This window comes from Actinomadura kijaniata, from assembly GCF_014138665.1.
In the GTDB taxonomy this organism is placed as follows: Bacteria; Actinomycetota; Actinomycetes; order Streptosporangiales; family Streptosporangiaceae; genus Spirillospora; species Spirillospora kijaniata.
This window is the reverse complement of the sequence record NZ_JACJIA010000020.1, coordinates 1-24,855: the sequence shown is the minus strand read 5'-3', so window position 1 is coordinate 24,855 and position 24,855 is coordinate 1. Positions and strand designations below refer to the sequence as shown.

Annotated in this window: 23 protein-coding genes, 1 tRNA gene and 1 pseudogene; 11 read left to right on the top strand and 14 right to left on the bottom strand. The window is 73.9% G+C overall.

Annotated features, from left to right (window positions below):
* Positions 1-86: 86 nt before the first annotated feature.
* From HNR61_RS43150 to HNR61_RS48825, 5 genes and pseudogenes are all read left to right on the top strand, one after another.
* Positions 87-1,457, top strand: coding sequence for a cytochrome P450 (locus HNR61_RS43150; RefSeq protein ID WP_182848938.1), 1,371 nt, complete (start codon positions 87-89; stop codon positions 1,455-1,457).
* A 64-nt stretch (positions 1,458-1,521) separates the two neighbouring features.
* The gene (locus tag HNR61_RS43145) at positions 1,522-2,382 is read left to right on the top strand and encodes a terpene synthase family protein (RefSeq protein ID WP_182848937.1); all 861 of its coding nucleotides are present in this window, start codon (positions 1,522-1,524) and stop codon (positions 2,380-2,382) included.
* 153 nt (positions 2,383-2,535) lie between these two features.
* Positions 2,536-4,821, top strand: coding sequence for a sensor histidine kinase (locus tag HNR61_RS43140; protein WP_182848936.1), 2,286 nt, complete (start codon positions 2,536-2,538; stop codon positions 4,819-4,821).
* Between the two features lie 123 nt (positions 4,822-4,944).
* Positions 4,945-5,202 carry a sigma factor gene (locus HNR61_RS48830; RefSeq protein WP_246444971.1) on the top strand — a complete coding sequence of 86 codons (258 nt, stop codon included), beginning with the start codon at positions 4,945-4,947 and terminating at the stop codon, positions 5,200-5,202.
* 12 nt (positions 5,203-5,214) lie between these two features.
* A pseudogene (locus HNR61_RS48825) lies at positions 5,215-5,400 on the top strand (sigma factor-like helix-turn-helix DNA-binding protein); the annotation flags it as partial.
* Positions 5,401-6,172: 772 nt separating this feature from the next.
* Here HNR61_RS48825 and HNR61_RS43130 read toward each other — a convergent pair.
* The 7 genes from HNR61_RS43130 to HNR61_RS43100 form a co-directional block, all read right to left on the bottom strand.
* A tRNA-Ala gene (locus tag HNR61_RS43130) sits at positions 6,173-6,246 on the bottom strand.
* A 58-nt stretch (positions 6,247-6,304) separates the two neighbouring features.
* Complete coding sequence (sepX, locus tag HNR61_RS43125) at positions 6,305-6,844, bottom strand: divisome protein SepX/GlpR (RefSeq protein WP_182848935.1); 540 nt, start codon at positions 6,842-6,844, stop codon at positions 6,305-6,307.
* 202 nt (positions 6,845-7,046) lie between these two features.
* Positions 7,047-7,673: a GNAT family N-acetyltransferase gene (locus HNR61_RS43120; RefSeq protein ID WP_182849011.1), complete on the bottom strand. Its 627-nt coding sequence runs from the start codon at positions 7,671-7,673 to the stop codon at positions 7,047-7,049.
* Between the two features lie 102 nt (positions 7,674-7,775).
* On the bottom strand, positions 7,776-8,612 hold the full coding sequence (locus HNR61_RS43115) for a class II fructose-bisphosphate aldolase (RefSeq protein ID WP_182848934.1): 837 nt from the start codon (positions 8,610-8,612) through the stop codon (positions 7,776-7,778).
* Positions 8,600-9,511 (bottom strand): 1-phosphofructokinase family hexose kinase, encoded by a 912-nt coding sequence (locus HNR61_RS43110; RefSeq protein ID WP_182848933.1) that lies wholly within the window; start codon positions 9,509-9,511, stop codon positions 8,600-8,602. The genes HNR61_RS43115 and HNR61_RS43110 overlap by 13 nt, the downstream gene beginning before the upstream one ends.
* On the bottom strand, positions 9,508-10,632 hold the full coding sequence (gene nagA / locus HNR61_RS43105; protein WP_182848932.1) for an N-acetylglucosamine-6-phosphate deacetylase: 1,125 nt from the start codon (positions 10,630-10,632) through the stop codon (positions 9,508-9,510). The genes HNR61_RS43110 and nagA overlap by 4 nt, the downstream gene beginning before the upstream one ends.
* The gene (locus HNR61_RS43100) at positions 10,629-11,534 is read right to left on the bottom strand and encodes an SIS domain-containing protein (protein ID WP_182848931.1); all 906 of its coding nucleotides are present in this window, start codon (positions 11,532-11,534) and stop codon (positions 10,629-10,631) included. The genes nagA and HNR61_RS43100 overlap by 4 nt, the downstream gene beginning before the upstream one ends.
* A 131-nt stretch (positions 11,535-11,665) precedes the next feature.
* Between HNR61_RS43100 and HNR61_RS43095 the strand changes: the two genes are divergently transcribed.
* The gene (locus HNR61_RS43095) at positions 11,666-12,451 is read left to right on the top strand and encodes a DeoR/GlpR family DNA-binding transcription regulator (RefSeq protein ID WP_182848930.1); all 786 of its coding nucleotides are present in this window, start codon (positions 11,666-11,668) and stop codon (positions 12,449-12,451) included.
* A gap of 6 nt (positions 12,452-12,457) precedes the next feature.
* Here HNR61_RS43095 and HNR61_RS43090 read toward each other — a convergent pair whose 3' ends face one another.
* From HNR61_RS43090 to galU, 7 genes are all read right to left on the bottom strand, one after another.
* Positions 12,458-13,207: a sugar isomerase domain-containing protein gene (locus HNR61_RS43090; RefSeq protein WP_182848929.1), complete on the bottom strand. Its 750-nt coding sequence runs from the start codon at positions 13,205-13,207 to the stop codon at positions 12,458-12,460.
* A 103-nt stretch (positions 13,208-13,310) separates the two neighbouring features.
* Positions 13,311-15,503: a WD40 repeat domain-containing protein gene (locus HNR61_RS43085; protein WP_182848928.1), complete on the bottom strand. Its 2,193-nt coding sequence runs from the start codon at positions 15,501-15,503 to the stop codon at positions 13,311-13,313.
* A 54-nt stretch (positions 15,504-15,557) separates the two neighbouring features.
* Positions 15,558-16,055, bottom strand: coding sequence for a MogA/MoaB family molybdenum cofactor biosynthesis protein (locus HNR61_RS43080; RefSeq protein ID WP_246444970.1), 498 nt, complete (start codon positions 16,053-16,055; stop codon positions 15,558-15,560).
* Positions 16,056-16,191: 136 nt separating this feature from the next.
* Positions 16,192-17,052, bottom strand: a complete 861-nt coding sequence (locus HNR61_RS43075; RefSeq protein ID WP_182848926.1) for a hypothetical protein — start codon at positions 17,050-17,052, stop codon at positions 16,192-16,194.
* Between the two features lie 100 nt (positions 17,053-17,152).
* Positions 17,153-17,638 (bottom strand): cyclic pyranopterin monophosphate synthase MoaC, encoded by a 486-nt coding sequence (gene moaC / locus HNR61_RS43070; RefSeq protein ID WP_182849010.1) that lies wholly within the window; start codon positions 17,636-17,638, stop codon positions 17,153-17,155.
* 5 nt (positions 17,639-17,643) lie between these two features.
* Positions 17,644-18,852, bottom strand: coding sequence for a molybdotransferase-like divisome protein Glp (gene glp / locus HNR61_RS43065; RefSeq protein ID WP_182848925.1), 1,209 nt, complete (start codon positions 18,850-18,852; stop codon positions 17,644-17,646).
* A gap of 28 nt (positions 18,853-18,880) precedes the next feature.
* The gene (gene galU / locus HNR61_RS43060) at positions 18,881-19,807 is read right to left on the bottom strand and encodes a UTP--glucose-1-phosphate uridylyltransferase GalU (RefSeq protein WP_182848924.1); all 927 of its coding nucleotides are present in this window, start codon (positions 19,805-19,807) and stop codon (positions 18,881-18,883) included.
* 33 nt (positions 19,808-19,840) lie between these two features.
* On the opposite strand from galU, the gene HNR61_RS43055 reads away from it, so the two are divergent.
* The 5 genes from HNR61_RS43055 (at position 19,841) to HNR61_RS43035 (ending at position 24,714) form a co-directional block, all read left to right on the top strand.
* Complete coding sequence (locus HNR61_RS43055; RefSeq protein ID WP_067818885.1) at positions 19,841-20,422, top strand: 5-formyltetrahydrofolate cyclo-ligase; 582 nt, start codon at positions 19,841-19,843, stop codon at positions 20,420-20,422.
* A gap of 50 nt (positions 20,423-20,472) precedes the next feature.
* Positions 20,473-21,492, top strand: coding sequence for a hypothetical protein (locus tag HNR61_RS43050; protein ID WP_182848923.1), 1,020 nt, complete (start codon positions 20,473-20,475; stop codon positions 21,490-21,492).
* A gap of 34 nt (positions 21,493-21,526) precedes the next feature.
* The gene (locus HNR61_RS43045) at positions 21,527-22,516 is read left to right on the top strand and encodes an NAD(P)-dependent oxidoreductase (RefSeq protein ID WP_182848922.1); all 990 of its coding nucleotides are present in this window, start codon (positions 21,527-21,529) and stop codon (positions 22,514-22,516) included.
* A gap of 104 nt (positions 22,517-22,620) precedes the next feature.
* Positions 22,621-24,105 (top strand): potassium/proton antiporter, encoded by a 1,485-nt coding sequence (locus HNR61_RS43040; RefSeq protein WP_182848921.1) that lies wholly within the window; start codon positions 22,621-22,623, stop codon positions 24,103-24,105.
* Between the two features lie 276 nt (positions 24,106-24,381).
* Entirely contained in the window at positions 24,382-24,714 is a 333-nt protein-coding gene (locus HNR61_RS43035; RefSeq protein WP_182848920.1) for an FmdB family zinc ribbon protein, read from the top strand.
* Positions 24,715-24,855: the final 141 nt, after the last annotated feature.

Here is a 24,855-nt window from a genome sequence, read left to right as displayed (position 1 = left end):
TACGAACGGGCGTGGCGGCCGGTTCGTCGCCGTCCCCGGACCCGGGGTCGGCATGATGTCGCGCCACCTGAGCACGAGGAACGGCCATGTCGACCATCAGCGGCGTCCAGACGCCCGCCGAACCCGAACACCCCGCCCTGCGGCCGGTGCCGCTGCGCGCCATCTGGAAGGACGTGCGCCGCGGCGGCCCGCTGGAGCTGCTGGACCGGCTGGCCCGAGAGGAGCCCGGGCGGATCGCGCAGCTCCGGCTGGGACCGTTCCGCCCGCTGCTGGTGACCCATCCCGACCACCTGCGGCACGTCCTGCGCGACCACGCCGACAACTACCCGCGCGGCGCGGCGATGTGGTCGGCGCTCGGCCGGCTGACCGGCGACGGCATCGGCGGCGAGGGTCCCCAGTGGCACGCCAGCCGCCAGATCCTGCAGAGCGCGTTCTCCGGCGCCCACCTGCGGCAGATGAGCGGCGCGATGCTGGACGGGATCACCGCCGGCACCGACGAGCTGGTCGAACGCGCGGCCGCCGGGCCCGTGGACGCCGGAACGGAGATGACGCGCCTGGTGCAGCGCGTCATCGACCCGGTGTTCTTCGGCGACCTGATCCCCGCCGGGGAGGGCGACCGCCTCGGCGAGTCGATCGCCACCGCGATGGGGAGCCTGCTGTGGCGGATGGCCCTGCCGTTCGTGCCGCACGCCGTCCCGCTCCCCGGCGACCTGGCGTTCTGGCGCGCCACCCGGACGGTGCGCCGGATCCTGCAACCGCTGCTGGCCGAGGCCCGGCGGCACGCCGTCCCCGAGCACAGCGTGATCACCAAGCTCATGCGGGGCACCGGCGCCGACGGGCGGCCGCTGACCGACCAGCAGATCGTCGACGACATCGTCGCGCTGTTCGTGGCGGGCAGCGAGTCCAGCGCGATCGCCCTGACCTGGGTCTGGGTGGCGCTCGCCGAGCACCCCGAGGTGCTGGAGGGGGTGCGGGAAGAGGTCGACCGGGTGATCGGCGACGGCGGCCTGCGGCGCGACCACGTCCGGGAGCTCTCCTACACGAGGATGGTGCTGCGCGAGGTCCTGCGGATCTACTCGGTGGGCTGGGCGGTGCCCCGGATGGCCGCCGCCGACGACGTCCTCGGCGACGTCCCGGTGCGGGCCGGGACCACCCTCGTCATCTCGCCGTACCTGACCCACCGGCTGCCGGAGTTCTGGCCCGACCCCCTGCGGTTCGACCCGCTGCGGTTCACCCGCGAGCGGTCCCGCACCCGCGACCCGCTCGCCTACCTGCCCTTCGGCGACGGCGTCCACCAGTGCCTGGGCGAGGCGTTCTTCCTGGAGGAGGCCACGCTGGTCGTGGCCGAGCTGGTGCGCCGCTGCGACATCGCCGTGGCCGACCCCGTCCGGCCCAAGCTGTCGCTGACGGTGCAACCGCGCCAACCGGTCAGGCTGCGGGTGGCACCGCGCGCCTGAGGCCCGTCCCCGATCGGCATACTTGCCGCCGACAACTCCGGCCCTGCCCGTCCAGGAGACGCGTATGCGTGAAGCCACCGACCACCAGACCACGGCGACGGCCCTCGCATGCGCTCGCGACCTCCACGACCGCATGCGCCGCTACCCGACGCTGTTCCCCGACCCGCCACTGGGCCCGGACACCGCCACGCGCGTCGCCCAGGCGATCGCCTGGGGCGCCCCCTGGTGCACCCCCGCGCAACTGCGCGCGCCCGCCCGCACCGCGTTGTGGATCTTCGCGGTCGACTGGCTGATCGACCACCAGGCCACCGGCGCCGAGCAGGTCCGCGCCCTGGTCGACGGCTGCCTGCGCGTCGCCGACGGCCACCCTCCGCACGACGCGCTGGGAGCGATGCTGGCCGAACTCCGCGCGGACCTGGCCGGCCACGACGCGCTGCCGGTATGGCGCGAGGAGCTGCGGCGCATGCTGACGGCGATGGAGCGGGAGTGGGCATGGGTCGCCGGCCACGCGCCCACCTGGCGGCAGTACCTCGACAACGCCGACAACTTCGGCTCGACCTGGGTCAACGTCACCCACTGGATCGTCACCGGCGACGACGCCACCCGCGAACACCTGGACGTCCTGCGGCGGGCCAGCCGCCTGGTGCAGCAGGCCCTGCGGCTCTACAACGACCTCGCCACCATCGGCCGCGACCGTTCCTGGAGCGACCTGAACGCGTTGATGCTGGGCCTGGACGAGACCGCCGCCCGCCGCCACATCGACGACCTCATCGCCCGCCGCGACCGCTGCCTGGAGCCCCTGCGCACGGCCTGCCCCCGGCAGATCACCTATCTCCGGCGCCAGATCGAGTACAGCGCGGCCTTCTATGGCGACGGGCGGGACTACTGGGGAACCCTCGATGACGAAAGCGTTTCCGACCGCTGACGAGGATCATGGTGAGGCCCGCGTTGCTATGGTGATGCACGTGCATCCGGGTGCCCGGTGACACCATCGCGGCTGGTTCGGACCGCGACGGCCGAGATACCGACGCCCTCTGTTTGCGCCTCCCCGCTCGTTGCGCCCTGCTAGGACTGGTAGATGCGTCTGCGCCCCCCTCCCGAGTCCCGCAAGATCCGGCTGCGGTCGAAGATCACAGCGGTCCTGCTCTCCCTCATCGCGCTCTGGGGGTTCTCCGCTTGGGTCACCGTGCGCGACGGCTGGAACCTGTTGCAGGCCGCCGAGCGGGACACCACCGTCGGCCGCCCGTCCAAGACCCTGACCAACGTGCTCCAGGACGAGCGCCGGCTGTCGCTGGTGTACCTGGGCGCCCGGGAACGCCGCGTCGCCCCGCCGAGCCTGGTCGAGCAGCGGGCCCGCACCGACCAGATGATCCGCCAGTGGCAGAGGCAGGCCCACCAGGCGCCCGGTGAGAAGATCCAGCGCGCGGTCAAGCTGACCGCGCAGCGGTTGCGCGCGCTGCAGGCGGCGCGCGCGGCGGTGGACGCCGACACCACCGACCACACCAGCGCCGTGCAGCCGTTCGACGCGGCCATCGACGCGACGTTCGTGATCCACTCGGCCAACGCCGAACTCGACGACCAGGGCATCGCCGCCGACGGCCGCGCGCTGATCGCGCTGACGCGGGCCCGCGAGCTGCTGGCCCGCGAGGACGCCATCATGGCCGCGCGGCTGGCCGGGGCCCGCGTCACCGAGCCCCGGCAGGCCCAGTTCGCGCTGGCGGTCGGCGCCGCGCGGATGGAGCTCCAGGACGCCCACACCCAGCTGGCGCCCGCCGACCAGCGCCGCCTGGACCAGGTGACGCATAGCGGCGCCTTCACCCAGTTGCGGTCCCTGGAGGAGCGCCTGCTCGGCCGCGTGCGCGGCAACCGTCCGCCCGTGACCGCCGCCCAGTGGCAGTCGGTCACCCGGCAGGTCCTGTCCGACCTGGACGCCACCATCGACGCCGGCGGCGACGCCGTCGTGGAACGCGCCCAGCCCGTCGGCCTGTGGGTGCTGGCGCGCCTGGTGCTGGCCGCCGGACTGGGCCTGGTGGCGGTGGTGGCCTCCATCACGCTGGCCATCACCACCTCGCGGCTGCTGCTGCGCCAGCTCCACCGGCTCAAGGTCGCCGCCCAGGAGCTGGCCGAGGACAAGCTGCCCGCCGTCGTCGACCGGCTCGGCCAGGGCGAGCGGCTCGACGCCGCCGCCGAGGTCCCGCCCCTGGAGTTCGGGGACGACGAGGTCGGGCAGGTGGGCCAGGCCATCAACCGCGTGCGGACGACCGCGATCGACGCCGCCGTCCAGCTGGCCGAGCAGCGGCTCGGCTTCCGCAACACCCTGCGCACCCAGGCGCTGCGCACCCAGGCGCTGACCCAGCGCCAGCTGCTCGCCCTCGACGAGCTGGAACGCCGCCGGGACCTGGACCCCGCGGTCTTCGGCGGGATCGTCCGCGTCGACGAGCTCGCCACCCAGACCTTCCGCCACTGCGCGAACCTGCTGCTGCTGACCGGGGAGCCCGCCTACACCGGCGCCCGCAGGCCCATCGCCCTCCTCGACGCCGTCCGGCACGCCGTCAGCCAGGTGGAGGACTACCAGCGCGTCACGACCCAGCCGGTCGACGAGCGCTGGCTCAGCGGCCGCGCCCGGGACGTCATCTCCCTGCTGGCCGAGCTGATCGACAACGCCCTGCGCTTCTCCAGCGCCGACACCACGGTGGAGATCTCCTCCCAGCCGGTCCCCCGCGGGCTGGCCCTGACGATCGAGGACAAGGGCGTGGGCATGTCGCCCGAGCGGCTCCAGGAGGCCAACCAGCTGATCGTCGACCCGCCCAGCTTCGACGTGTCCAGCACCACCCAGCTGGGACACCGGGTCGTCGGCCTGATCGCCCGCCGCCACGGCATCTCGGTGACCCTGAAGCCGTCCCCCTACGGGGGCGTGTCGGCGGTGGTCCTGCTGCCCCCCGACCTGTTCGAGGACCCGCCCGCGCCCCACGACACCCCCACGACCGGCACCGCCCGCAGGACCCCGACCGGCACGGGCCCGAACGCCAAGCCCGCCCCCGTCCGCCTGTCGGTCATCACCGCCCCGCAGGAGCCTGCCGCCGCCGTCGCCACGGCACCGCGCCCGCGGCAGGAGCCCGACCGGATCGCCCCGGCCCCCAGCCCCGAGCCCCGGCAGACCACCGAACACGGCCTGCCGGTCCGCCGGCCCCAGCAGCACCTGGTCCCGGAACTGCGCACCGACGAGCCCTCCGAGGCTCCGGAACCCGTTCCCGACGACCAGGACACCCGCTCCCCGGAAGAGGTGCGCCGCATCATGAGCGCCTACCAGAGCGGCACCAAAAAGGGACGCAACAAAACCGCCCCCACCCCAGACGACGAGTAACAAACCGGGGCCGCCACACCGGCGGCCCCGCCTCCTTCAGACACGGAACTCCTGGCATTCGTCGTTTTCATCGCGCGGACCTCACCGGTAGTACCGGCAGGAACGCGACGAAAGGCGAGCCCTATGCGAGATCGGGCGGAGTTCACCGCCTACCTGCTGTGCCGCGACTGGGCGCAGGCCGAGGACCTGGTGCAGGCCGCGCTGGTGAAGGCGTGGCGGGCATGGCGGCGGATCGGCGACGACCCCGACCCGTACGTGTACCGCATCCTGGTCAACACCCACACGTCGTGGTGGCGGGGCGAGGTCCCGACGTCCGCGCCGCCCGAGGCCACCGCCGCCGGCGACGCCATGGGAGCGGTCAACAACCGGGCCCTGCCGTAGGAGGCCCTCGGGAAGCTGCCGCGCGGGCAGCGGACGGTGCTGGTGCCGCGGTTCTTCGAGGACCTCAGCGAGCCCAGGGTCGCCGAGATCCTCGGCTGCTCGGTCGGCACCGTCAAGTTCCAGACCAGCAAGGCACTGGCCAAGATGCGCGTCGACCCGCAGATCGTCGCCGTCACCGCGGAATCGAGGAGGGTCTGAGATGCCCACACTCGAAGAAGAACTGCGACAGACACTGGCGGAGGCCAGCGCCAACGCCCCGAGCGGGGGCGACCGGATGGCCGAAGTACAGCAGCGAATCCGCCGGGGCAACCGGATGCGAGCGGCAGGCGGAGCGTTGGCGGGAGCCTCGGCAGGACACGGATCGACTTCACCCCCACGGGCCCCAACACCGCGATCACGATCCAGTGCCCCACCGGGACCATCGCCGTCGCCTGGCTCAACGGCCGACTGCTGTCCTACGGGGACTGCCACCGACGGGACGACACCCTCGGCTGGACGACGATCACCGCCCCCGACGCGGGAGCCCTGCCCACCGGAAAGACCGTGGCCCTCGTCCCCGACGGCCTCCCCACCGAGAAACTGCGAAAGGAGGGCCACACCCGCAAGCAGACCATCACCCAGTACCTGGCCACCAACCCAACAAGCAAGGTGATCTGGCCAACCGCCCTCTACAGCGGAACCTGCAAGAGCCCCGACCGCACCCCAACCAAGCGCACCAAGCAACGCCAGTAACTCAACGGCGGCACCCCCGCCCCCCAGACGCCCGAGCGAGGGCACAGCGCCGAGGCCCACCCCCGACCCTCCGCTGCCAAACGACGCACCCTCGCAACGCCCCACGGCCGAAACGACGACACATACTCGGCCCGTGTACCCACCATGAGCCGATGATCACCGAACACGACCGACCACACACAGAACACAAATAAGGCAGCCCACCTGCGCAAACGCAGGTGGGCTGCCTTGTCACGGGTGGAGCTGAGGGGATTTGAACCCCTGACCCCCTCGATGCGAACGAGGTGCGCTACCGGACTGCGCTACAGCCCCGCGGACGAGAAGTAGATTAGCACTGATCGTGCGGTGGGTGGGAATCAAAGCGCGCTGGTCACTCGCCGACGGCGCGGCGGTCGTCGGCGTACTGGTCGAAGACCTCCTCCTGCGCGGGCGCCGACAGTTCGATGATCTCGGCCTGGGGGGTGGCGGCCTCGGCGGCGCGGGCCGCCTCGCGGGCGCGGATGCGTTCGGCGGCCTGGCGGGCGCGTTCCTCGGCGGCGTGGGCGGCGTCCATCTTCACCGCGACGCGCAGCAGGGTCAGGTGGCCCGCCAGCAGGAGGACGGGGGGCGCGACGATCCACCAGGGGGCCACGCCGGCGGCCGGGACGGTGATCGCGGTCAGCAGGAGCAGCGACAGGCCCGCGGTGCGCCGGCGGCGGCGGGCGATGACGGCGGCGCGGCCGCGGGCGTTGCGGCGGGGTGTGACCTCGGTCTCTTCCTCCGGTTCCTCCTCCTCGGGCGCCTCCTCCTCGGCATCCTTGTGGAGGATCTTGGAGATACCGGACTGCTCGGTGTCGCGGCGCAGCCACATGGGTACCAGGACGATGGCCCAGACAGCGACGATGGCGAGATAGAGAACGGCACTGCTCACCGGCCCACCGCCGGGGCCGAGGCGCGGCCGACTTTCGGCGCGCGCACGTGCATTGGGAGCAGGGTCACGCCCCGCACGGTACGAGCCGGTGTCAGAGGTTGACGAGCATAAAGGGCGGTGTGTCGCGAGATCGATGCCGTGGTTACTCTCCGTTTGCCGAGTCTTCTTGGTCGCAAGATTTTTTCGGCGGGGCGGGCAAACGTCACGATGCCGAGGACGGCCGGGGAAACGCCTGGTCACGGCCCAGCCAGCGGGCGCGCAGGCCGCCGGGGACATCCTCCACGGTCAACGCATAGCAGATGTGGTCGCGCCATGCCCCGTCGATGTGGAGATGGCGGCGGCGAATTCCCTCTTCGCGGAATCCGAGTTTTTCGACCACGCGGCGGCTGGCGGCGTTCTCGGGGCGGATATTGGCCTCGACGCGGTGCAGCCCGACGGTGAAGAAACAGTGGTCCACCGCGAGGGCGACGGCGGTGGGGATCACCCCGCGGCCGGCGACGTGCCGGTCGATCCAGTAGCCGATCTGGGCGGAACGGGCCGAGCCCCACACGATCGCGCCGATGGTGAGCTGTCCCGCGAACGCCCCCTCGTAGGTCACCACCCACGGCAGGGCGAGTCCCTGGCGGGCCTCGCGGCGCATGGTGTGGACCATGGACAGGTAGGGGCCGAGGCCGCTGCGGAACAGGGGCGTCTCGGGGTTGGTGGGCTCCCAGGGGCGCAGCCAGTCGGCGTTGCGGACGCGTAGTTCCCGCCAGGTGGCGGCATCACGGTGCCGCAGGGGGCGCAGCCCCACCGGGCCTTCGGTCAGGGTGACCGGCCATCCCCGCATGCGTTCCACGGCTCCCATGATTCCCTGGTCCGGCCTTCGGACGCCATCAATTGTCGCCGACGAGTTCCGATCCACCCAGGTCCGGTGCCACAAAACGGGGCATTAGGCGGCGCCGAGCAGGCCCAGGAGGCGTTCCACTTCGGCCGCGACGGCCGTGCGCGCGGGCTTCAGATATTTGCGGGGGTCCACGCGGGCGGGGCCGTCCCGCAGGGCGGCGCGGAGTTCCCCGGTGAAGACCTCGTTGAGCCGGGTGGCGATATTGATCTTGGTCATGCCGCGGGAGACCGCCGCCGCGAGCGTCGCGTCCGGAACGCCGGAGGACCCGTGCAGCACGAGCGGAACGGGGACCGCCGCCCGCAGTCTCCCGATCAGGTCGAGGTCCAGCACCGCGTCCCGGGTCAGCATCGCGTGGGAGCTGCCGACCGCCACCGCCAGCGCGTCCACGCCCGTCGCCGCGGCGTAGGCGGCGCCCTCGGCCGGGTCGGTGCGCGCGCCGGGCGCGTGGACGCCGTCCTTGCCGCCGACCTCGCCGAGCTCCGCCTCGACCCAGACGTCCCGGGCGTGGCACCAGGAGACGATCTCGGCGGTGGCCGTCACGTTCTCGGCGTACGGGAACGTGGAGGCGTCGAACATCACCGAGCCGACGCCCAGCCCGACCGCCTCGCGCACCAGGCCGGCCGAGGTCGCGTGGTCCAGGTGCACCGCCACCGGGACCGACGCCCCGCGCGCCGCCGCCAGCGCCGCGCTGATCACCGGGGCCGCCGCGCCGTGGTAGCGCACGCAGTTCTCGCTGACCTGGAGGACGACGGGGGCTCCGGCGGCCTCGGCCCCGGCGACGATCGCGGTGGCGTGCTCCAGCAGGATGACGTTGAACGCGCCGACGCCGCGCCCGGCGTCCGCCGCCGGGCCGACGATCTCGCCGGTGGTCACGAGGGGCATGGGACTCCTTGCACGGTGATCTCGGGGAGGAGGCGCGCGTACAGGGCGGCGTCGAAGTCTCCCGCGACGGGGGCGCGCACGGCGGCGGCCGACAGCGCGACGGCGTGCCGCAGCAGGTCGGGCCAGGGTTCGCCCCAGCGGGAGGCGACGGCGGCGGCGACGGCGTCCCCGGCGCCGGTGGGGTTGCCGGTGACGGGCCGGGGCGGGGAGGCCCGCCAGGCGCCGTCCGGGGTGACCGCGAGCAGGCCGTCGGCGCCGAGCGAGACCAGGACCGCTCCCGCTCCGGCGGCGCGCAGGGCCGCCGCGCCGCCGAGGGGGTCGGAACGTCCCGTCGCGCGCGCCAGCTCCTCGGCGTTCGGCTTGACCAGGGCGGGGCGGCCCGCGACGCCCCGCGCGAGCGCCTCCCCGTCGGCGTCCAGGATCACCGGGACGGACGCGATCCCGCCCAGCGTCGCGTACGCCGACTCCGGCGCCCCCGGCGGCAGGCTCCCCGACAGCACCACGACGTCGGCCTCCGGCAGCAGCCCCCGGTAGTGGGCGAGGAACGCCTCCCACTCCCCCGCGCCGATCCACGGCCCCGGCTCGTTGAACACCGTCGCCTGGCCGGTGCCGGTCGCGACGGCCGTCAGCGTCCGCCGCGACGTGCCTGCGATCGCGAGGAAGTCGTGCCGCAGCCCGCAGCGGTCCAGGTCGGCGCGGACCAGCGCGCCGGTGTCGCCGCCGAGCAGGCCGGTGGCCAGGACGGGGGCGCCGAGCGCGGCGGCGACGCGGGCGACGTTGACGCCCTTGCCGCCCGCGCGCCGCCGGACGGCGGCGACCCGGTTGGAGCCGCCCCAGGCGATCGCGTCGACCTCGTAGGTGACGTCGAGGGCGGCGTTCGGGGTGACGGTCAGGATCACTGCCAGTGGCCGCCCTTCATCACCCGCCAGACGCCGAGGTCCTCGTCGAGGACGACCAGGTCGGCGGCCTTCCCCGGCTCCAGCGAGCCGATCTCGGCGTCCAGCCCGAGGGCGCGCGCCGGGGTGAGGGAGGCGGCCCGCGCGGCGACGGTGATCGGCAGGCCGACGTCGGTGACGGCGCGCCGGAACGCGTCCGCCATCGTGATCGTGCTGCCCGCGATCGAGCCGCCCTCGGCGAGGGTGGCGCGCCCGCCCGACACCCGCACCCGCATCACGCCGAGCATGTACTCGCCGTCGCCCATCCCGGTCGCCGCCATCGCGTCGGTGATCAGCGCGACCCGGTCCGGGGCGGCGGCGAACACCAGCCGCGCGACGTCGGGGGCCACGTGGATGCCGTCGTTGACCAGTTCGACGGTGACGCGGGCGTCGTTCAGCGCGGCGGTGACCGGCCCGCCCTCGCGGTGGTGCAGCGGCCGCATCGCGTTGAACAGGTGCGTCGCCACCCGGGCGCCCGCGTCGAACCCGGCGCGGGTCACGGCGGAGGTCGCGTCGGTGTGCCCGAGCGCGGCGAGCACGCCCTCGGCGGCGGCCTCGCGCACCAGGTCGAGCGCGCCGGGCAGCTCCGGCGCGAGCGTGATCATGCGGATGTGCCCGCGTCCCAGCTTGACCAGCTCGCGGAACTCGCCGGGGTCGGGGTCGCGCAGCAGCGCCGGATCGTGCGCCCCGCACCGGGACGGCGCGATGTAGGGGCCCTCCAGGTGGACGCCCGCGATCAGCCCGTCCTGGGCGGCCTCGGCCAGCCCGGCGACCGCGCGCCGCAGCTCGGCGGCGTCGCCGGTGACGAGGCTGGCCATGGTCGTGGTGGTGCCGTGCGCCCGGTGGAACTCGGCGACGCGCCGCGCGTCCTCGGGCGTCCCGCTCTGGTAGGAGGTCCCGGCCGCCCCGTGGACGTGCATGTCGACGAAGCCGGGGACGACGTACCGCCCGCCGAGGTCCACCTCGCCGGGGGCCGGGCCGTCCGCCGGGTCGGAGTCGGCGACGATGCGGCCGTCCCGCACGTTCAGGGAGCCGGTGCGGACCTCGCCGGGCAGGACGAGGCGGGCGTTCGTGAGAAGCGTCATGCCCCATCTTCCAAAATCACCGAACGGGTCAGGTTGCGCGGGGTGTCCGGATCGGCTCCGGCGGCGCGGGCCAGGGAGACCGCCAGCCGCTGCACGCGGACCAGGTCGGCCAGCGGGTCCAGCGCCGAGGTGATCATCGTGCCGCCGACGTCCGCGACCTGCGCGGCCAGGCCCGCCGGGGGCTTGCCGAACGACCACGTCACCCGCCCCGGGCCGGTGATCGCGATCGGTCCGTGCCGGTACTCCATCGCCGGGTAGGACTCGGTCCACGCCCCGGCGGCCTCGCGCATCTTCAGCGCCGCCTCGTGCGCGATCCCGACCGTCCAGCCCCGGCCCAGGAACGTGAACTGCGCGGCGGTCACGGCGGCCTCGGGCAGCGGGTCGGCCAGGGCGCGTCCGACGTCGGCGAGCGCGGCGGCGACATCCTCGCCGAGGACGGCGCGCAGCAGGACGAGCTGGGTGGTCGCGAAGCGGGTCTGCACCACCGACCGCTCGTCGGCGTAGTCCAGCACCACGACCTCGTCGGCGGCGTCCACGACCGGCGTCGCCGGATCGGCGGTGATCGCGACGGTCGGGATGCGGCCGCGCACCCGGTCCAGCGCGGCCAGCACCTCGGTGGTCGTCCCGGAGCGGGTCAGCGCCAGCAGCCGGTCGTAGCGGCGGTCCAGGGGCGCCTCCGACGCCGCGAACGCGTCGGTCTCGCCGTGCCCGGCGGCCTCGCGCAGCGCCGCGTACGACTGGGCGGCGAACCAGGAGGTGCCGCAGCCGACGACGGCGACGCGTTCCCCGGGCCGGGGCAGCGTCCCGGCGAGCGCGGGGGCCGCGTCGGCGGCGCGGGCCCAGCACGCGGGCTGGCTGGCGATCTCGGCCTCGGTGTGCCCGGCCGACGGGACGTCCGCCACGGTCGCCTCCTTCTCTGCTCAATGTTGATCGATTTATAACAACTCCAAGCAGAAAGGAGCAATACCGTGCAGCGCTAGAATCCGGGGCTACCGTCACGAACCCGCGCACTCCCGGGCGAAAGGGGGCCGGTGTGAACCGGCACGAACGCTGGAACTCCCTGCTCGGACTCCTCTCGGACGCCGGTCAGCTCACCGTCGAGGAGGCCGCGCGGCGCATGGACGTCTCGGCGGCCACGATCCGCCGCGACTTCGACCAGCTCGCGCAGCAGCAGATGCTCACCCGCACGCGCGGCGGGGCGGTCGCCCACAGCGTCAGCTACGACCTGCCCCTGCGGTACAAGAGCGCCCGCAACGCCTCCGAGAAGCAGCGCATCGCCGCCGCGACCGCCGAGCTGGTCCGGCCCGGCTCGATCGTCGGCCTGAACGGCGGCACGACCACCACCGAGGTCGCCCGGGTCCTGGCCACCCGCGCCGACCTGCACGCCACGGGCGAGTCCCCGGCGATCACGATCGTCACCAACGCCCTCAACATCGGCAACGAGCTGGCCGTCCGCCCGCATGTGAAGATCGTGCTGACCGGCGGGGTGCCGCGCCCGCAGTCCTACGAGCTGACCGGCCCGCTCGCCACCGGGATCTTCGACCAGGTGACGCTGGACGTGGCGATCCTCGGCGTCAACGGCGTCACCGTCGAGCACGGCGCCACCTGCCAGAACGAGAGCGAGGCCGACGTCAACCGGCGGATGGCCGAACGCGCCGACCAGGTCGTGGTGGTCGCCGACGGGTCGAAGGTGGGGCGGCGCGCGTTCGCGAAGATCTGCGACACGGCGCGCATCGACGTGCTGGTCACCGACGGGACGGTGGCGCAGTCGGCGGTGGACGGGTTCACCGAGGCGGGCGTGCGGGTCGTCCGCGCCTGACCGGGGTCACCCCAGGTAGAAGATGCGGTCGGCGTGCTCCGCCAGCAGGCGCGCGTTCCACTCGGCGCCGCCGTCGAGGTTGGCGGACAGGAGGATCGGCGGGGTCACGCCGCGCGCCACCAGCCGTTGGACGGTCGCGGCGACCAGCGCGTGCAGCAGCGCGGTGCCGGTCACGCCGGACGCCGGGCCGAACCGCTGCGGGACGCCCTCGGCCTCCAGCACGGCGTCGCCCTCGCCCACCTTGTTGTCCAGCACCAGGTGGGCGACGTCCGCCAGCTTCCTGCCGGAGGCGTGCCGGGAGGCGACCGCGTCGCTGTACGCGCGGGAGGTGACGGCGATGACGGTGAGACCGCGCGCGCGGGCGGAGGCGGCCATCTCGACCGGCACGGGGTTGCGCCCCGACACCGACACGACGATCAGCACGTCCCCGGGCTCGACGGGCGCGTTGTCCAGGATCGCGTCGGCGTAGCCCGGCAGCCTCTCGATGGCGCTGCCGAGGGTGGCCGGCCGGGTGTCGAGGGCCGCGATGCCGGGCCCGTAGATCGGGTTGACCAGCATCAGCCCGCCCGCGCGGTAGACGAGGTCCTGCACCGGCAGCGAGGAGTGCGAGCAGCCGAACGCGAACAGCCGGCGCCCGCCCGCGAGCGCCTCGGCGATCACCTCGGCGGCCTCCCCGATCGCCGGGGCCTCCTCGTCGCGCAGCCGCTCCAGCAGGGCGATGGCGGCGTTCAGGTAGGCGTCGGCGAGTTCGCTCATGGGAGCTCCAAGAGGTCAGGGACCGGGCACCCGGGACGCGTGCCCGCCACTGACGAGCATCCGCCCGAACAGCCCCCTCCGAAAGCCCTCCCCAAGGCGGCCGTCAGAGCCGCGCCAGCACGGCCACCTCGTAGCCGAAGCCGACCATGACGCGGCCGCCCGGCAGCACCGACAGGCAGCGGATCCCCGAGGGGAAGCGCAGTTCCCGCCCGACCTGCTCACGTGTGGTCAGGTCCCACAGCCGTACCGTGCCGTCGCTGCCGCCGCCACCGCTCACCGCGTGGAGCCGCCCGTCCAGCTCCATGACCGCCACCGACACCACCGCCGCGGTGTGCCCGGTCATCGGCGCGCCGACCTGCTCGCGCGTCGTCAGGTCCCACAGGCGGACCGTGCCGTCGCCGCCGGTCACCACGTGCGGACGGCCGCCGATCGTCGTCGCCGCGATCGTCAGCACCTGGTACGCGTGCCCGGTCATGGGTTCGCCGACCTGCTCGCGTGTGGTCAGGTCCCACAACCGCAGCGTCCCGTCGCCACCGCCGGACACCACGTGCGGACGACCGTCCAGCCGGGTCGCGACCACCGAGCGCACCACCTCGTCATGCCCGGTCATCGGCGTGCCGACCCGCGTTCCGGTCGTCAGGTCCCACACCGTCATCGCCCCGTCGGTGCGGCCGGTGACGGCGTGCGGACGACCGTCGATCTCCACGGCGGTCAGCGACCACACCGGATCCTCGTCGGTCATCGGCGCGCCGACCTGCTCACGGGTGTCGGGATCCCACAGCCGGACGGTCGAGTCGACGCCGCCGGTCACCACGTGCGGACGACCGTCGATCGTCACCGGCGCGACCGCCCACACGGTGCTCTGGTGCGTCTCCACCGGCTCACCAGCCGGTGCTCCCGCGTCCAGGTCCCACAGTCGCAACGTGCCGTCCTCGCCGCCGGTCACCGCGTACGAACGGCCGTCGATCCCCACCTGGGCGATCGCCGACACGTGGTCGGTGTGCCCGGCCTGCGGGTCCCCCGGGGAGCCGCCGGTCAGGTTCGACACCCGCACCGTCCCGTCCTGGCAGCCGCTGACGACGTGGACGGCCCCGTCGATATCGGCCGTCGCGACCGACATCACCGCGTTCTCGTGTACGGCCACCGGCTCGCCGACCTGCTCGCAGGTGGTCAGGTCCCACAGCCTCGCCGTGCCGTCACCGCCGCCGGTCACCGCGTGCGGGCGGCCGTCGATCACCACCGTCGTCACGGCCTCCACGTACGCGCGGTGTCCGGTCATGGGCCGGCCGACCTGCTCGCACGTCGTCAGATCCCACAGTCGCAACGCCTCGTCGCCGCCGCCGGTCACCGCGTGCGGACGGCCGTCGACCAGCGTCGTCGCCGCGCACTTCACCGGCATCCTGGTCCCGGTCACCATTTCGCCGACCTGCTCGCGGGTGGTCAGGTCCCACAGCCGCACCACGCCGTCGCGGTCGCCGGTGACCGCGTGCGGGCGGCCGTCGACCTGTGCCGCAGCCAGCGCCTCGGTCCTCTCGGCGACTCCGGTCGCGGGCCTGCCCACCAGCGTGCGCGTGGTCAGGTCCCACAGGCCGACGTCTCCCTGCCGGCCGACGTTGACCAGGTGCGGACGGCCGTCGAGGACCGTGGCGGCGATCTCCGCCACGGAGTGCCCGGCCTGCAGTTCACCGACGATGTCGCGGTTGGTCAGGTCCCACACCAGTCCGCTTCCGCCCCGTCTGACGGTGACCAGGTGCGGGCGTCCGTCGAGTTCCACGGCGGCCAGCGAGTGCACGCCCTCGTAGTGGTACGTCAGCGGCGCGCCCACCTGCTCGCCGGTGGTCAGGTCCCAGACGCGCACCGCGCCCTCGTCCTCGGCCTCCTCGTCATCGAAGTCCTCGTCGTCGACCACGCTGAGGGTGACGAGGTGCGGGCGTCCGTCGAGTTCCGTGGTGACCGCCGCCATCACCGGGCCGTGGTGCCCGGTCAGCGTCGTGCTCATGGCCGATCCGACCTGGGAGCCGGTCGCCCACTCCACTCCCCACGCGGCGGGGGGCTCGTCCGGGACGGGGGCGGCGATGATCCGGGCCGCCAGCGCGCGGTCCCCGTGCCGGGCCGCGTCCAGGGCCAGCAGGTGCCGCCTGGCCCCGGGGGAAAGATCCTGGTGGACGTGCGCCGAGAGCCGGTGGACCGCCTCCAGCAGGCGTGCCCGTGGGCCCGGAGCCGCCGCCGGCAGCTCCCCGGCCCGGCCCGGGGTCGCGGTGAGGATGGCGGTCACGTCCGGCTCGGGGTTCGTCATGATCGACAAACTAGCGGGGTCCACCGACACCGGTCCGCCGATCCCGGGCACCGGTCAGAGCGGGCCGGTCTCCGTGTCGTCCGTGTCGGGGCGGGGGTGGTCGCCGCCGCCGATCTGGTCCACGGCGTGGTGCAGGACCGGCCCGAGGACGCGCATGCCGTCGCGGACCCCGCCGGTCGAACCCGGCAGGTTCACGATCAGCGTGCCGCCCGCGACGCCCGCGACGCCGCGCGACAGGATCGACGTCGGCACCGCGTCGCGGTTCTCCTGGCGGACGGCCTCGGCGATGCCGGGGATCTCGCGCTCGACCACCCGGCGGGTCATCTCCGGGGTCTGGTCCAGCGGGGTCAGGCCGGTGCCACCGGTGGTGACGACCACGTCGTAGCCGTCCTCGACCGCGTCGCGCAGCACGTCGGCGACGGCCTCGCCGTCGGGGATCACGACGGGGCCGTGGACCTGGCAGCCGAGCTCCTCCAGCAGCTCCACCAGCACCGGGCCGGACCGGTCGGAGTACACCCCGGCCGCCGCGCGGTTGGACACCGTGACCGCCATCGCCCGAATCATCTGACCTCCATGCCCCACTGCGCCGGCCCCCGCGGACGGCGTGCCAGGTCACGCTATGCCAGACGGCACGGGCGGCGGCACCGGATCGACCGAAACGGAGCCCCGCCGGGAACGGCGCGGGCCCCTACCAGAACGCGCCGTTCCGCCCCGGCAGCGTCTCGGGGTGCCCGGACCTCCGGCGTCCCCCGGCCAGCCGGTACAGCGTCACCGCCAGCACCATCGCGGCGGGCAGCGCCGGCGGCAGGGCCGCCAGCGGCGCGATCGTCGCCGCCTCCAGCGCCCGGCCCGAGGCCAGGCCCGCCACCCCCAGGTTGTCGCCCTGCCTGCCCGCCGAGGTCACCACCGCGACGAACGCGGCGGCCACGGCCAGCGACGCCCCCGGCAGCGACAGCCGCCTCCACCGCGCGAAGAACGCCAACGCGACCCCGACCGCGCCCACCACCGGCAGCGCCATCGCTCCGCCCCAACGCATCGCCTGCGGGCGCATCGTCGCCTGGACGACCGGCGGCGTCGTCCCCTTGCGCAGCCGCCACGCGCGGGATCCCAGGTTCGGTGGGGCCGTGGGCCTCAGCGTGACCGGCACCGACGGCAACCACAGCCGCACCCCGGCGTCGGGGAAGCCCCGTTCCTCAAGCCGGCGCCACACGGCGGCGGTGTCGAGGCGCAGGGACACCCGCTCGCCCGGCCGGTACACGCCGTCCACGTCGACGCGGGCGAACGGCTCGCCCCGGTCGGTCAGGGTCCGCGTCCGCGACGCGCGCGCCCCGGGGAACGTCTCCCGCGCCATCTCCTCCGCCAGCGCCCGGACCTCGGCGTCCGACCGCAGCGGGCCAGCCGCGTACAGGTCGAGCCGGCCGTCCCCGTCCGGCAGCACCGTCAGGTGCGCCCACGCGCCGGGCCCGCGCCGGCCGGTGCCGCCGCAGGCGGCGAGCCCGCCGAGCAGCAGCAGGACCAGGCCGAGCGCGGCCATCCGCCGTAGGGACATCCGGGCCTCCGATGCCGGTCGTCGGTCGGCCACAGCATCGGGGACCCGGATCGCGTGTCCGTCTCGTTCCGGTACCGGTCGGATCAGCCGCGCGGGAGGATCAGCCCGAGCGGCGCCACAGGCCGGTCTTGCCGCCGGTCTTCTCCTCCACCCGCACGTCCGTCAGCACGGCCGACGGGTCGATCGCCTTGATCATGTCGATCAGGGACAGGCCCGCCACGGTCACCGAGGTCAGCGCCTCCATCTCCACGCCCGTGCGGTCCAGGGTGCGGACCCGCGCGGTGATCGCCACGCCGGTGTCCTCCACCGCCAGGTCCACGGTCACGCCGTGGATGGCGATCGGGTGGCACAGCGGGACCAGGTCCGGGGTGCGCTTGGCCCCCATGATCCCGGCGATGCGGGCGACCGACAGCGCGTCGCCCTTGGGGACCTCGCCGGACCGCAGCGCGTTCACCACCTCCGCCGACACGCGGACGAAGCCGGTGGCGGTGGCGGAACGGCTGGAGACGTTCTTGGCGGTGACGTCCACCATCCGGGCGGCCCCGGTCTCGTCCAGGTGGCTGAACCCGGTGAACTCCGAACCCATGGCGCTCATGACGGCATCCTCATGACCTCGACGTGGGAGCCGGCGGGCAGGGCCTCGGCGTCCTCGGCCAGCGCGATCAGCGCGTCGGCCGACGACAGCGAGCCGAGCTGGTGGGAGCCCTGCCCCTCGGCGGGGGTGACGGCGTAGCGGCCGCGCTCGAACGTCAGCCGCCCGCGCAGGAAGTGCCGCAGCCCGGCCGGGGACCGCACGTCCTCGGTGAGCATGGCGCTGACGGTCGGCAGCGGCTCGGGCGGCAGGCCCTGCATGGCGCGCAGCGCGGGCCGCACGAAGACCTGGAACGACACGTAGGCGCTGACCGGGTTGCCGGGCAGGGTGAACACCGGGACGCCCTCCAGCAGCCCGAACCCCTGCGGCTTGCCCGGCCGCATCGCCACCTTGTGGAACGCGACCGTGCCCGTCGCGGACAGGACCTCCTTGACCACGTCGCGCGCGCCCATCGACACCCCGCCGGAGGTGACGATCGCGTCGGCGCGCATGAGCTGGTCCCGCAGGGTCTCCAGCACCTTGGCGGGGTCGTCGTCGACCTTCGCCTGCCGGTAGCCGACGCCGCCCGCCTCGGCGACGGCGGCGGTCAGCATGAAGCTGTTGGAGTCCCAGATCTGGCCGGGCGACAGCGGCGTTCCCGGCTCGCGCAGCTCGTCGCCGGTGGACAGCACCACCACGCGGGGCTTGGGACGCACCACGACGCGGGCCCGGCCCACGGCCGCGAGCATCCCGAGCCGCGGCGCGTTCAGGCGCGTTCCCGGCTCGGCCACGACCTGCCCGGACAGCACGTCCTCGCCCGCCCGGCGGATGTAGTTGCCGGGCGGGGCGGGCCGGACGATCCGGACGGTGGCGGTGCCGCCGTCGGTCCACTCGACCGGGATGACCGCGTCGGCCCCGGCGGGCACCGGCGCGCCCGTCATGATCCGCGCGGTGAGGCCGGGGCGGATCGCCGACACGCCGGAGTCGCCGGCCGCGATGTCGCCGATGACCGGCAGCTCGACGGGCGAGGACTCCGAGGCCCCCGCGACGTCGGCGGCGACCACCGCGTACCCGTCCATGGCGGAGTTGTCGAACGGCGGCAGCGGCACGGGGGCCGCGACCGGTTCGGCCAGGACGGCGCCCTGGGCCTCCAGCAGCGCAAGGTCCAGCGGCGGCAGCACCGGGACGCTGTCCAGGATGTCCGCCAGATGCTCATCGACCGTTCTCATGCCCACGGTCCCCCAGTGTGACGTGCCGTCACTTGCCCTCGGCGGTGCCCACGCCGTCGTGGTCGGCGACGAACCCGCGCAGCCACTCCATGAACTCGGCCGACAGGTCCTCGCGCTCGGAGGCGAACTGCACGACGGTGCGCAGGTACTCCAGCTTGTTGCCGGTGTCGTAGCGGCGGCCCCGGAACTTCACGCCCCACACGGCGCCGCCCTGGTCGGCGGGCGTGTCGGCGAGGGTGCGCAGCGCGTCGGTGAGCTGGATCTCGCCACCGCGGCCGGGCGGGGTCTTCTCCAGCACGTCGAACACGGCCGCGTCGCACACGTAGCGGCCGATGATGATCCAGTTGGACGGGGCCTCGTCGGCGGCGGGCTTCTCCACCAGGTCGGTGATCTTGACGACGTCGTCGTCGTCGGTGGCCTCGATCGCGGCGCAGCCGTAGGCCGAGACCTGGTCCGGCGCGACCTCCATCAGCGCCACGACGCTGCCGCCGCGCTGCTCCCGCACCTCGATCATGCGCTTGAGCAGGTCGTCCCGGGCGTCGATCATGTCGTCGCCGAGCAGCACCGCGAACGGCTCGCGGCCCACGTGCTGGCGGGCGCAGTACACCGCGTGGCCGAGGCCCTTGGGCTCGCCCTGCCGCACGTAGTGCATGATCGCCAGGTCGGCCGACTCGCGGACGGCGGCCAGGCGCTCGGTGTCGCCCTTGGCGTCCAGGGCCTCCTCAAGCTCGTAGGCCCGGTCGAAGTGGTCCTCGATGGAGCGCTTGTTCCGACCGGTGATCATGAGGACGTCGGACAGTCCCGCGTCCACCGCCTCCTCGACGACGTACTGGATCGCGGGCTTGTCCACGATCGGGAGCATTTCCTTGGGCGTCGCCTTGGTGGCGGGCAAGAATCGGGTGCCAAGCCCGGCCGCCGGGACGACCGCCTTGGTTACACGTGCATAGTCGGCCATACACAGACCCTAATCACCGACAAGGACCAACGCGTGCAGGACATCGCCTCCAAAGCCTCCCTCCGCACCGAACTGCTGGCCCGACGTGCGGCGTTGTCCCCCGACGCCCGTGCCACGGCGGGGCGGGCGATGCGGGACGCGCTGCTGTCGGCCCCCGAGGTCGAGATGGCCGGGACCGTCGCGGCGTACGTGTCGATCGGCAACGAACCGGACACGCGCGGGCTGCTGTACGCGCTGTGGAAACGCGGGACGTACGTGATCCTGCCCCGGCTGCTGCCGGACGGCGACCTGGACTGGGCGTCCTACGAGGGGCCGGACTCGCTGGAGCCCGGACGGCTCGGGCTGCTGGAGCCGACCGAGCCGCCGCGCGGCCCGGAGGCGGTCGGGCGCGCCGACGTCGTGCTGGTCCCGGCGGTGGCCGTGGACCGGGGCGGGATGCGGCTGGGCCGGGGCGGCGGGTCCTACGACCGGGCGCTGGCCCGGGTCGGCCCGGCGATCCTGACCGTGGCGCTGGTCTACGACGGCGAACTGCTGGACGAGGTGCCCGCCGAGCCGCACGACCAGCGCGTCCGCGCCGCCGTGACACCGGGCGGCGGGTTGATACGGTTCTCCTGATTTCTCCTGGTTCCGCCCCCCGCCGCCGGACTCTCTCTCGCGGAGGTTATGTGAGTGCTCTCGCCCGGCGCGCGGCTGCCCTGATCGGGGTGACCGCCCTGACGCTGTCCATGGCGGCGTGCGGCGACGACGGAGGCGGCAAAGGCGGCGAGGGGAAGGGGGCCCGGCCGTCAACACCGGTGAACGGCGCTCCGACCAGCGGGCTGCTGTTCGCGTTGTCGCAGGTGAAGGCCGACGACCGCACCCGGCGGAGCTTCACCTACAGCCACCAGGAACGCCTGCGGGCGCTCGCGGGCGGCCCGCTGGAGAGGTCCCGACTGTCGGCGCTGCCGATCGGGCTGGGCGACCTCGGCCGCTACCCGGCGGCGACGATCGCCGGGCCGACCGGCATCGACCCCGCGAAGGCCGGGCACGCCTGGCAGGCGGGGCTGCCGCCGACCGTCGCCGGGCACCTCACCGGGCCGTTCGACGCGGACGCGATCGGCGGCAGGCTCGGCGGCCTCGGCCACAAGCGGACCGGCGACACCTGGGTCCGCCGCCCCGACGGGTCGTTCGACGTCAAGGACCCGCTGGCCAAGCAGGGGATCCTCCCCACGCACCCGCTCAACGCGATCCGCGTCGACTCCGGCCGCGGCCTCACCTACGCCCGCCTCCCCGCCACCCTGGACCTGGTCACGAAGGACGCGGGCGGGCGGGCGCTGGACGCCGACCCGGCGTTCGCCGCGGTCGCGCGCTGCCTCGGCACCCCGCTGGCCGCGTACCTCTCCCAGCGGGAGGGATCCGCCGAACTCGTCGGCACGGCGGTCGGCGGCGCCGCACAGAACGACCTGGAAGAGGTCATGTGCGTCCGGGTCGCCGGGGACGCGAGCACCGCCGCGACCAGGCTGAGGACCGAACTGGGGTCCGGGCGTTCGGCGACCGGGCGGCCCTGGTCGCAGATCATGCCGGGCGCGAAGGTCGGGACCGCCGGGGACGGGGTCGTCCGGCTGGCGTTCCGGCCCGGCGCCGACCAGCGGCCCGGCATCCTGTTCGCCGGTTTCGTGCGCAGTGACCTGCCGCGCTGGGCCTGACCCCCATCCCATCACGAGCATTGGAGGCATTGACATGACGGCGCCATGGCGGATTCTGGCCCTGCCCCCGCTGGACGAGGACCTGGTGCGCGGACTGTTCACCCAGCTCGGCGACTCGGTCGAGGTGCTGTTCCCGGCGGCGCGGGACCGCGCCGGGCTGCTGGCGGCACTGCCCGAGGCCGAGATCGTGATCGGCGACTTCACCGGGCGGCTCGCCCTGGACGCCGAGGCCGTCGCCGCCGCGCCGAAGCTGGCGTTCGTGCAGATGCCCGCCGTGGGCACCGACAGCCTCGACACCGCCGCGCTGGCCGCGGCCGGCGTCCCGGCCGCCAACACCGCCGGGGCCAACGCGCGTTCGGTCGCCGAGTGGGCGGTCGGCGCGGCGTTCGCGCTGTGCCGGGGCCTGGTCTGGAACGACCGGGCCGTCCGCGCGGGCGGCTGGCCCCAGATGGAGGCCCTCGCCCGCGGCCCCCGCGAGATCCACACCCAGCGGGTCGGGATCGTCGGCTACGGCGCGATCGGCGCGGAGACGGCCCGGCTGTTCGCGGCGCTGGGCTGCCCGGTGTCCTACTGGTCGCGGCGGCGGCGCGAGAACGCCGTCGCGACCTACCGCGACCTCGACGACCTGCTCGCCAGGTCCGACATCCTCGTGCTGGCGCTGCCGCTCACCGACGACACGCGCGGGCTGGTCGGCCCCGACCGGCTGGCGCTGCTGCCGGACCGGGCGCTGCTGGTCAACGTCGCGCGCGGCGGCATCGCGCCCGACGACGCGGTGCTGGCGGCGCTGGAGTCGGGTCGGCTCGCCGGGGCGGCGCTGGACGTGTTCGACACCGAGCCCCCGGCGGAGGACCATCCGCTGCGGGCGCACGAGAACGTCCTGCTGTCCCCGCATGTCGCGGGCGCGACCGGGCAGGCCCAACTCAACATCGTCACGCGGGTGCGCGACAACATCACCGCCGTGGTGGAGGGGCGGCCCGCCGCCAGCGTTGTCAACGGCGTGGATCCCCAGGTCAAACGCCGATGAACGGTGGCTGACCGCCCGACAACCATCAGCGGAAATGTGTTGTCGGCGCGCGACTAAGTAGGATTCCTTAACGATCTTTTTCTCGCGACCCCACGGGGAGGGATGTGCCGCTCGAAACCTGGCTACTCCTCGGAGCCACGCTCATACTCTGCGCGATCATCGCGGTCCGGCTGTCCCACCGCGCCGGGCTGCCGACGCTGCTGGCCTACATGGGCCTCGGCCTGCTGATCGGCGAGTCGGGCTTCGGCATCCGGTTCGACGACGCCCTGCTGGCGGAGATCCTGGGCCTGGCCGCCCTGGTCCTCATCCTCGCCGAGGGCGGCATCACCACCAACTGGCGGAACGTGCGGCCCTCGGTTCCCGCCGCCCTCGCCGTCTCCACGATCGGCACCCTGATCAGCATCGTCGTGGTGGCGCTGGCCGCGATGGAGCTGCTGGGCATGGGCTGGCAGCTGGCGTTCCTGCTGGCCGCCGTGCTCGCGCCCACCGACGCCGCCGCGGTCTTCTCGGTGCTGCGGCGGCTCCCCCTGCCGTCCCGGCTGACCGGCCTGCTGGAGGCCGAGTCCGGGTTCAACGACGCCCCCGTCGTGATCGTCGTGATCACGCTCAGCGTCCAGAACGCCGTCGCCCCCAACCTGCTCCACCTGCTCGTCGTCATGCTCTACGAGCTGGCGGCGGGCGCCGCCGTCGGCACCGCGATCGGCTGGCTGGGCGCGCAGGCGCTGCGCCGCATGGCACTCCCGGCGTCCGGCCTGTACCCGATCGCCGTGCTGTCGCTGGCGGTCGGCTCGTACGGCGCCGCCGCGAAACTGCACGCCAGCGGCTTCCTCGCCGTCTACCTGGCCGCGCTGGTGCTGGGCAACGCGCGGCTCCCGCACCGGCCCGCCACCCGCGGCTTCGCCGAGGGCATCGCCTGGCTGGCGCAGATCGGCCTGTTCGTGATGCTGGGGCTGCTGGCCTCGCCGTCGGAACTGCCCGCGGAACTGCTGCCCGCCCTGGTCATCGGTTTCGTGCTGCTGCTGGTCGCCCGGCCGCTGTCGGTCGTGCTGTCCACACCGGGCTTCGGGCTCACCTGGGGCGAGAAGCTCTTCGCCTCGTGGGCGGGCCTGCGCGGCGCGGTGCCGATCGTGCTGGCGACCATCCCGATGGTCAACAACGTGGCCGGGGCGGACCGGCTGTTCTCCATCGTGTTCGTGATCGTCGTGGTGTTCACGCTGCTCCAGGGGCCGACGCTGCCCCTGGCGGCCCGCCTGTGCCGGCTGGAGAGCGACGAACGGGCCCGCGAGCTCGACGTCGAGGCCGCGCCGCTGGAGGAGCTGCACGCCGACCTGCTGGAGATCCGCGTCCCCCACGACTCCCGGCTCAACGGTGTGGAGATCTTCGAGCTGCGGCTGCCGAAGGGCGCGCAGATCACGCTGATCGTGCGGGACGGCGCGAGCTTCGTTCCCGAACCGACCACACCGCTGCGCGCGGGCGACACCCTGCTCGTGATCACCACCGAGGAGGCCCGGGAGGCGGCCGAACGCCGCCTGCGCGCGGTCTCCCGGCGCGGCAAGCTGGCCGGCTGGTTCGGCGAGACGGGGGCCTGAACCGGAACCGACCACGCCCCGAACCCACCAGGCCCCGACCCGAACCGACCGGACCACGCCGCGGACCGGGGAGGCCATGGCCCGCCCCGAGGAAGCCACGGCCCGGCGGCCCCTCTCGGGAGGGCCTGGCCGCGGCCCTCCTGAGAGCGGCATTGACCTGCGGCTTCGCGTCGGGAACAGGTCGCGGACGAATCCTGTTCCATTCATCGGTACCATTAGCAGTCGTTTCGAGTGAGTGCCAGCCCGCCGTCCGGGCTGAGGCAGCGAGGAGGAACCGTGCCGACGTATCAGTACGTTTGCACCGAGTGCGGCGAGCCTCTGGAGGTCGTGCAGAAGTTCAGCGACGACGCGCTGACCGAATGCCCGGCGTGCCAGGGCAAGCTCCGCAAGGTCTTCTCCGCGGCGGGGATCATCTTCAAGGGGTCCGGCTTCTACCGCACCGACAGCCGCGGCGGCTCGACCTCGACCGTGGGCTCGCCCGCGAAGTCCGCGTCGAACGGCTCGTCGGACAGCTCGTCGAACGGCTCGTCGAACGGCTCCACGGCCTCGTCCGACTCCTCGACCTCCTCCTCGTCGACCTCCTCGACCTCGTCCGAGAAGGTCGCCTGACGTTCCCCGACCGGCCGCGGGGGGGGGGGGGGGGGGGCCCCCCCCCGCGGGGGGGGGGGGGGGGGGGGGGGGGGGGGGGCGCGGGGGGGGCGGGCGCCCCCCCCCCCCCACCCACCCCAAACCACTATAAAAAATGGGCGC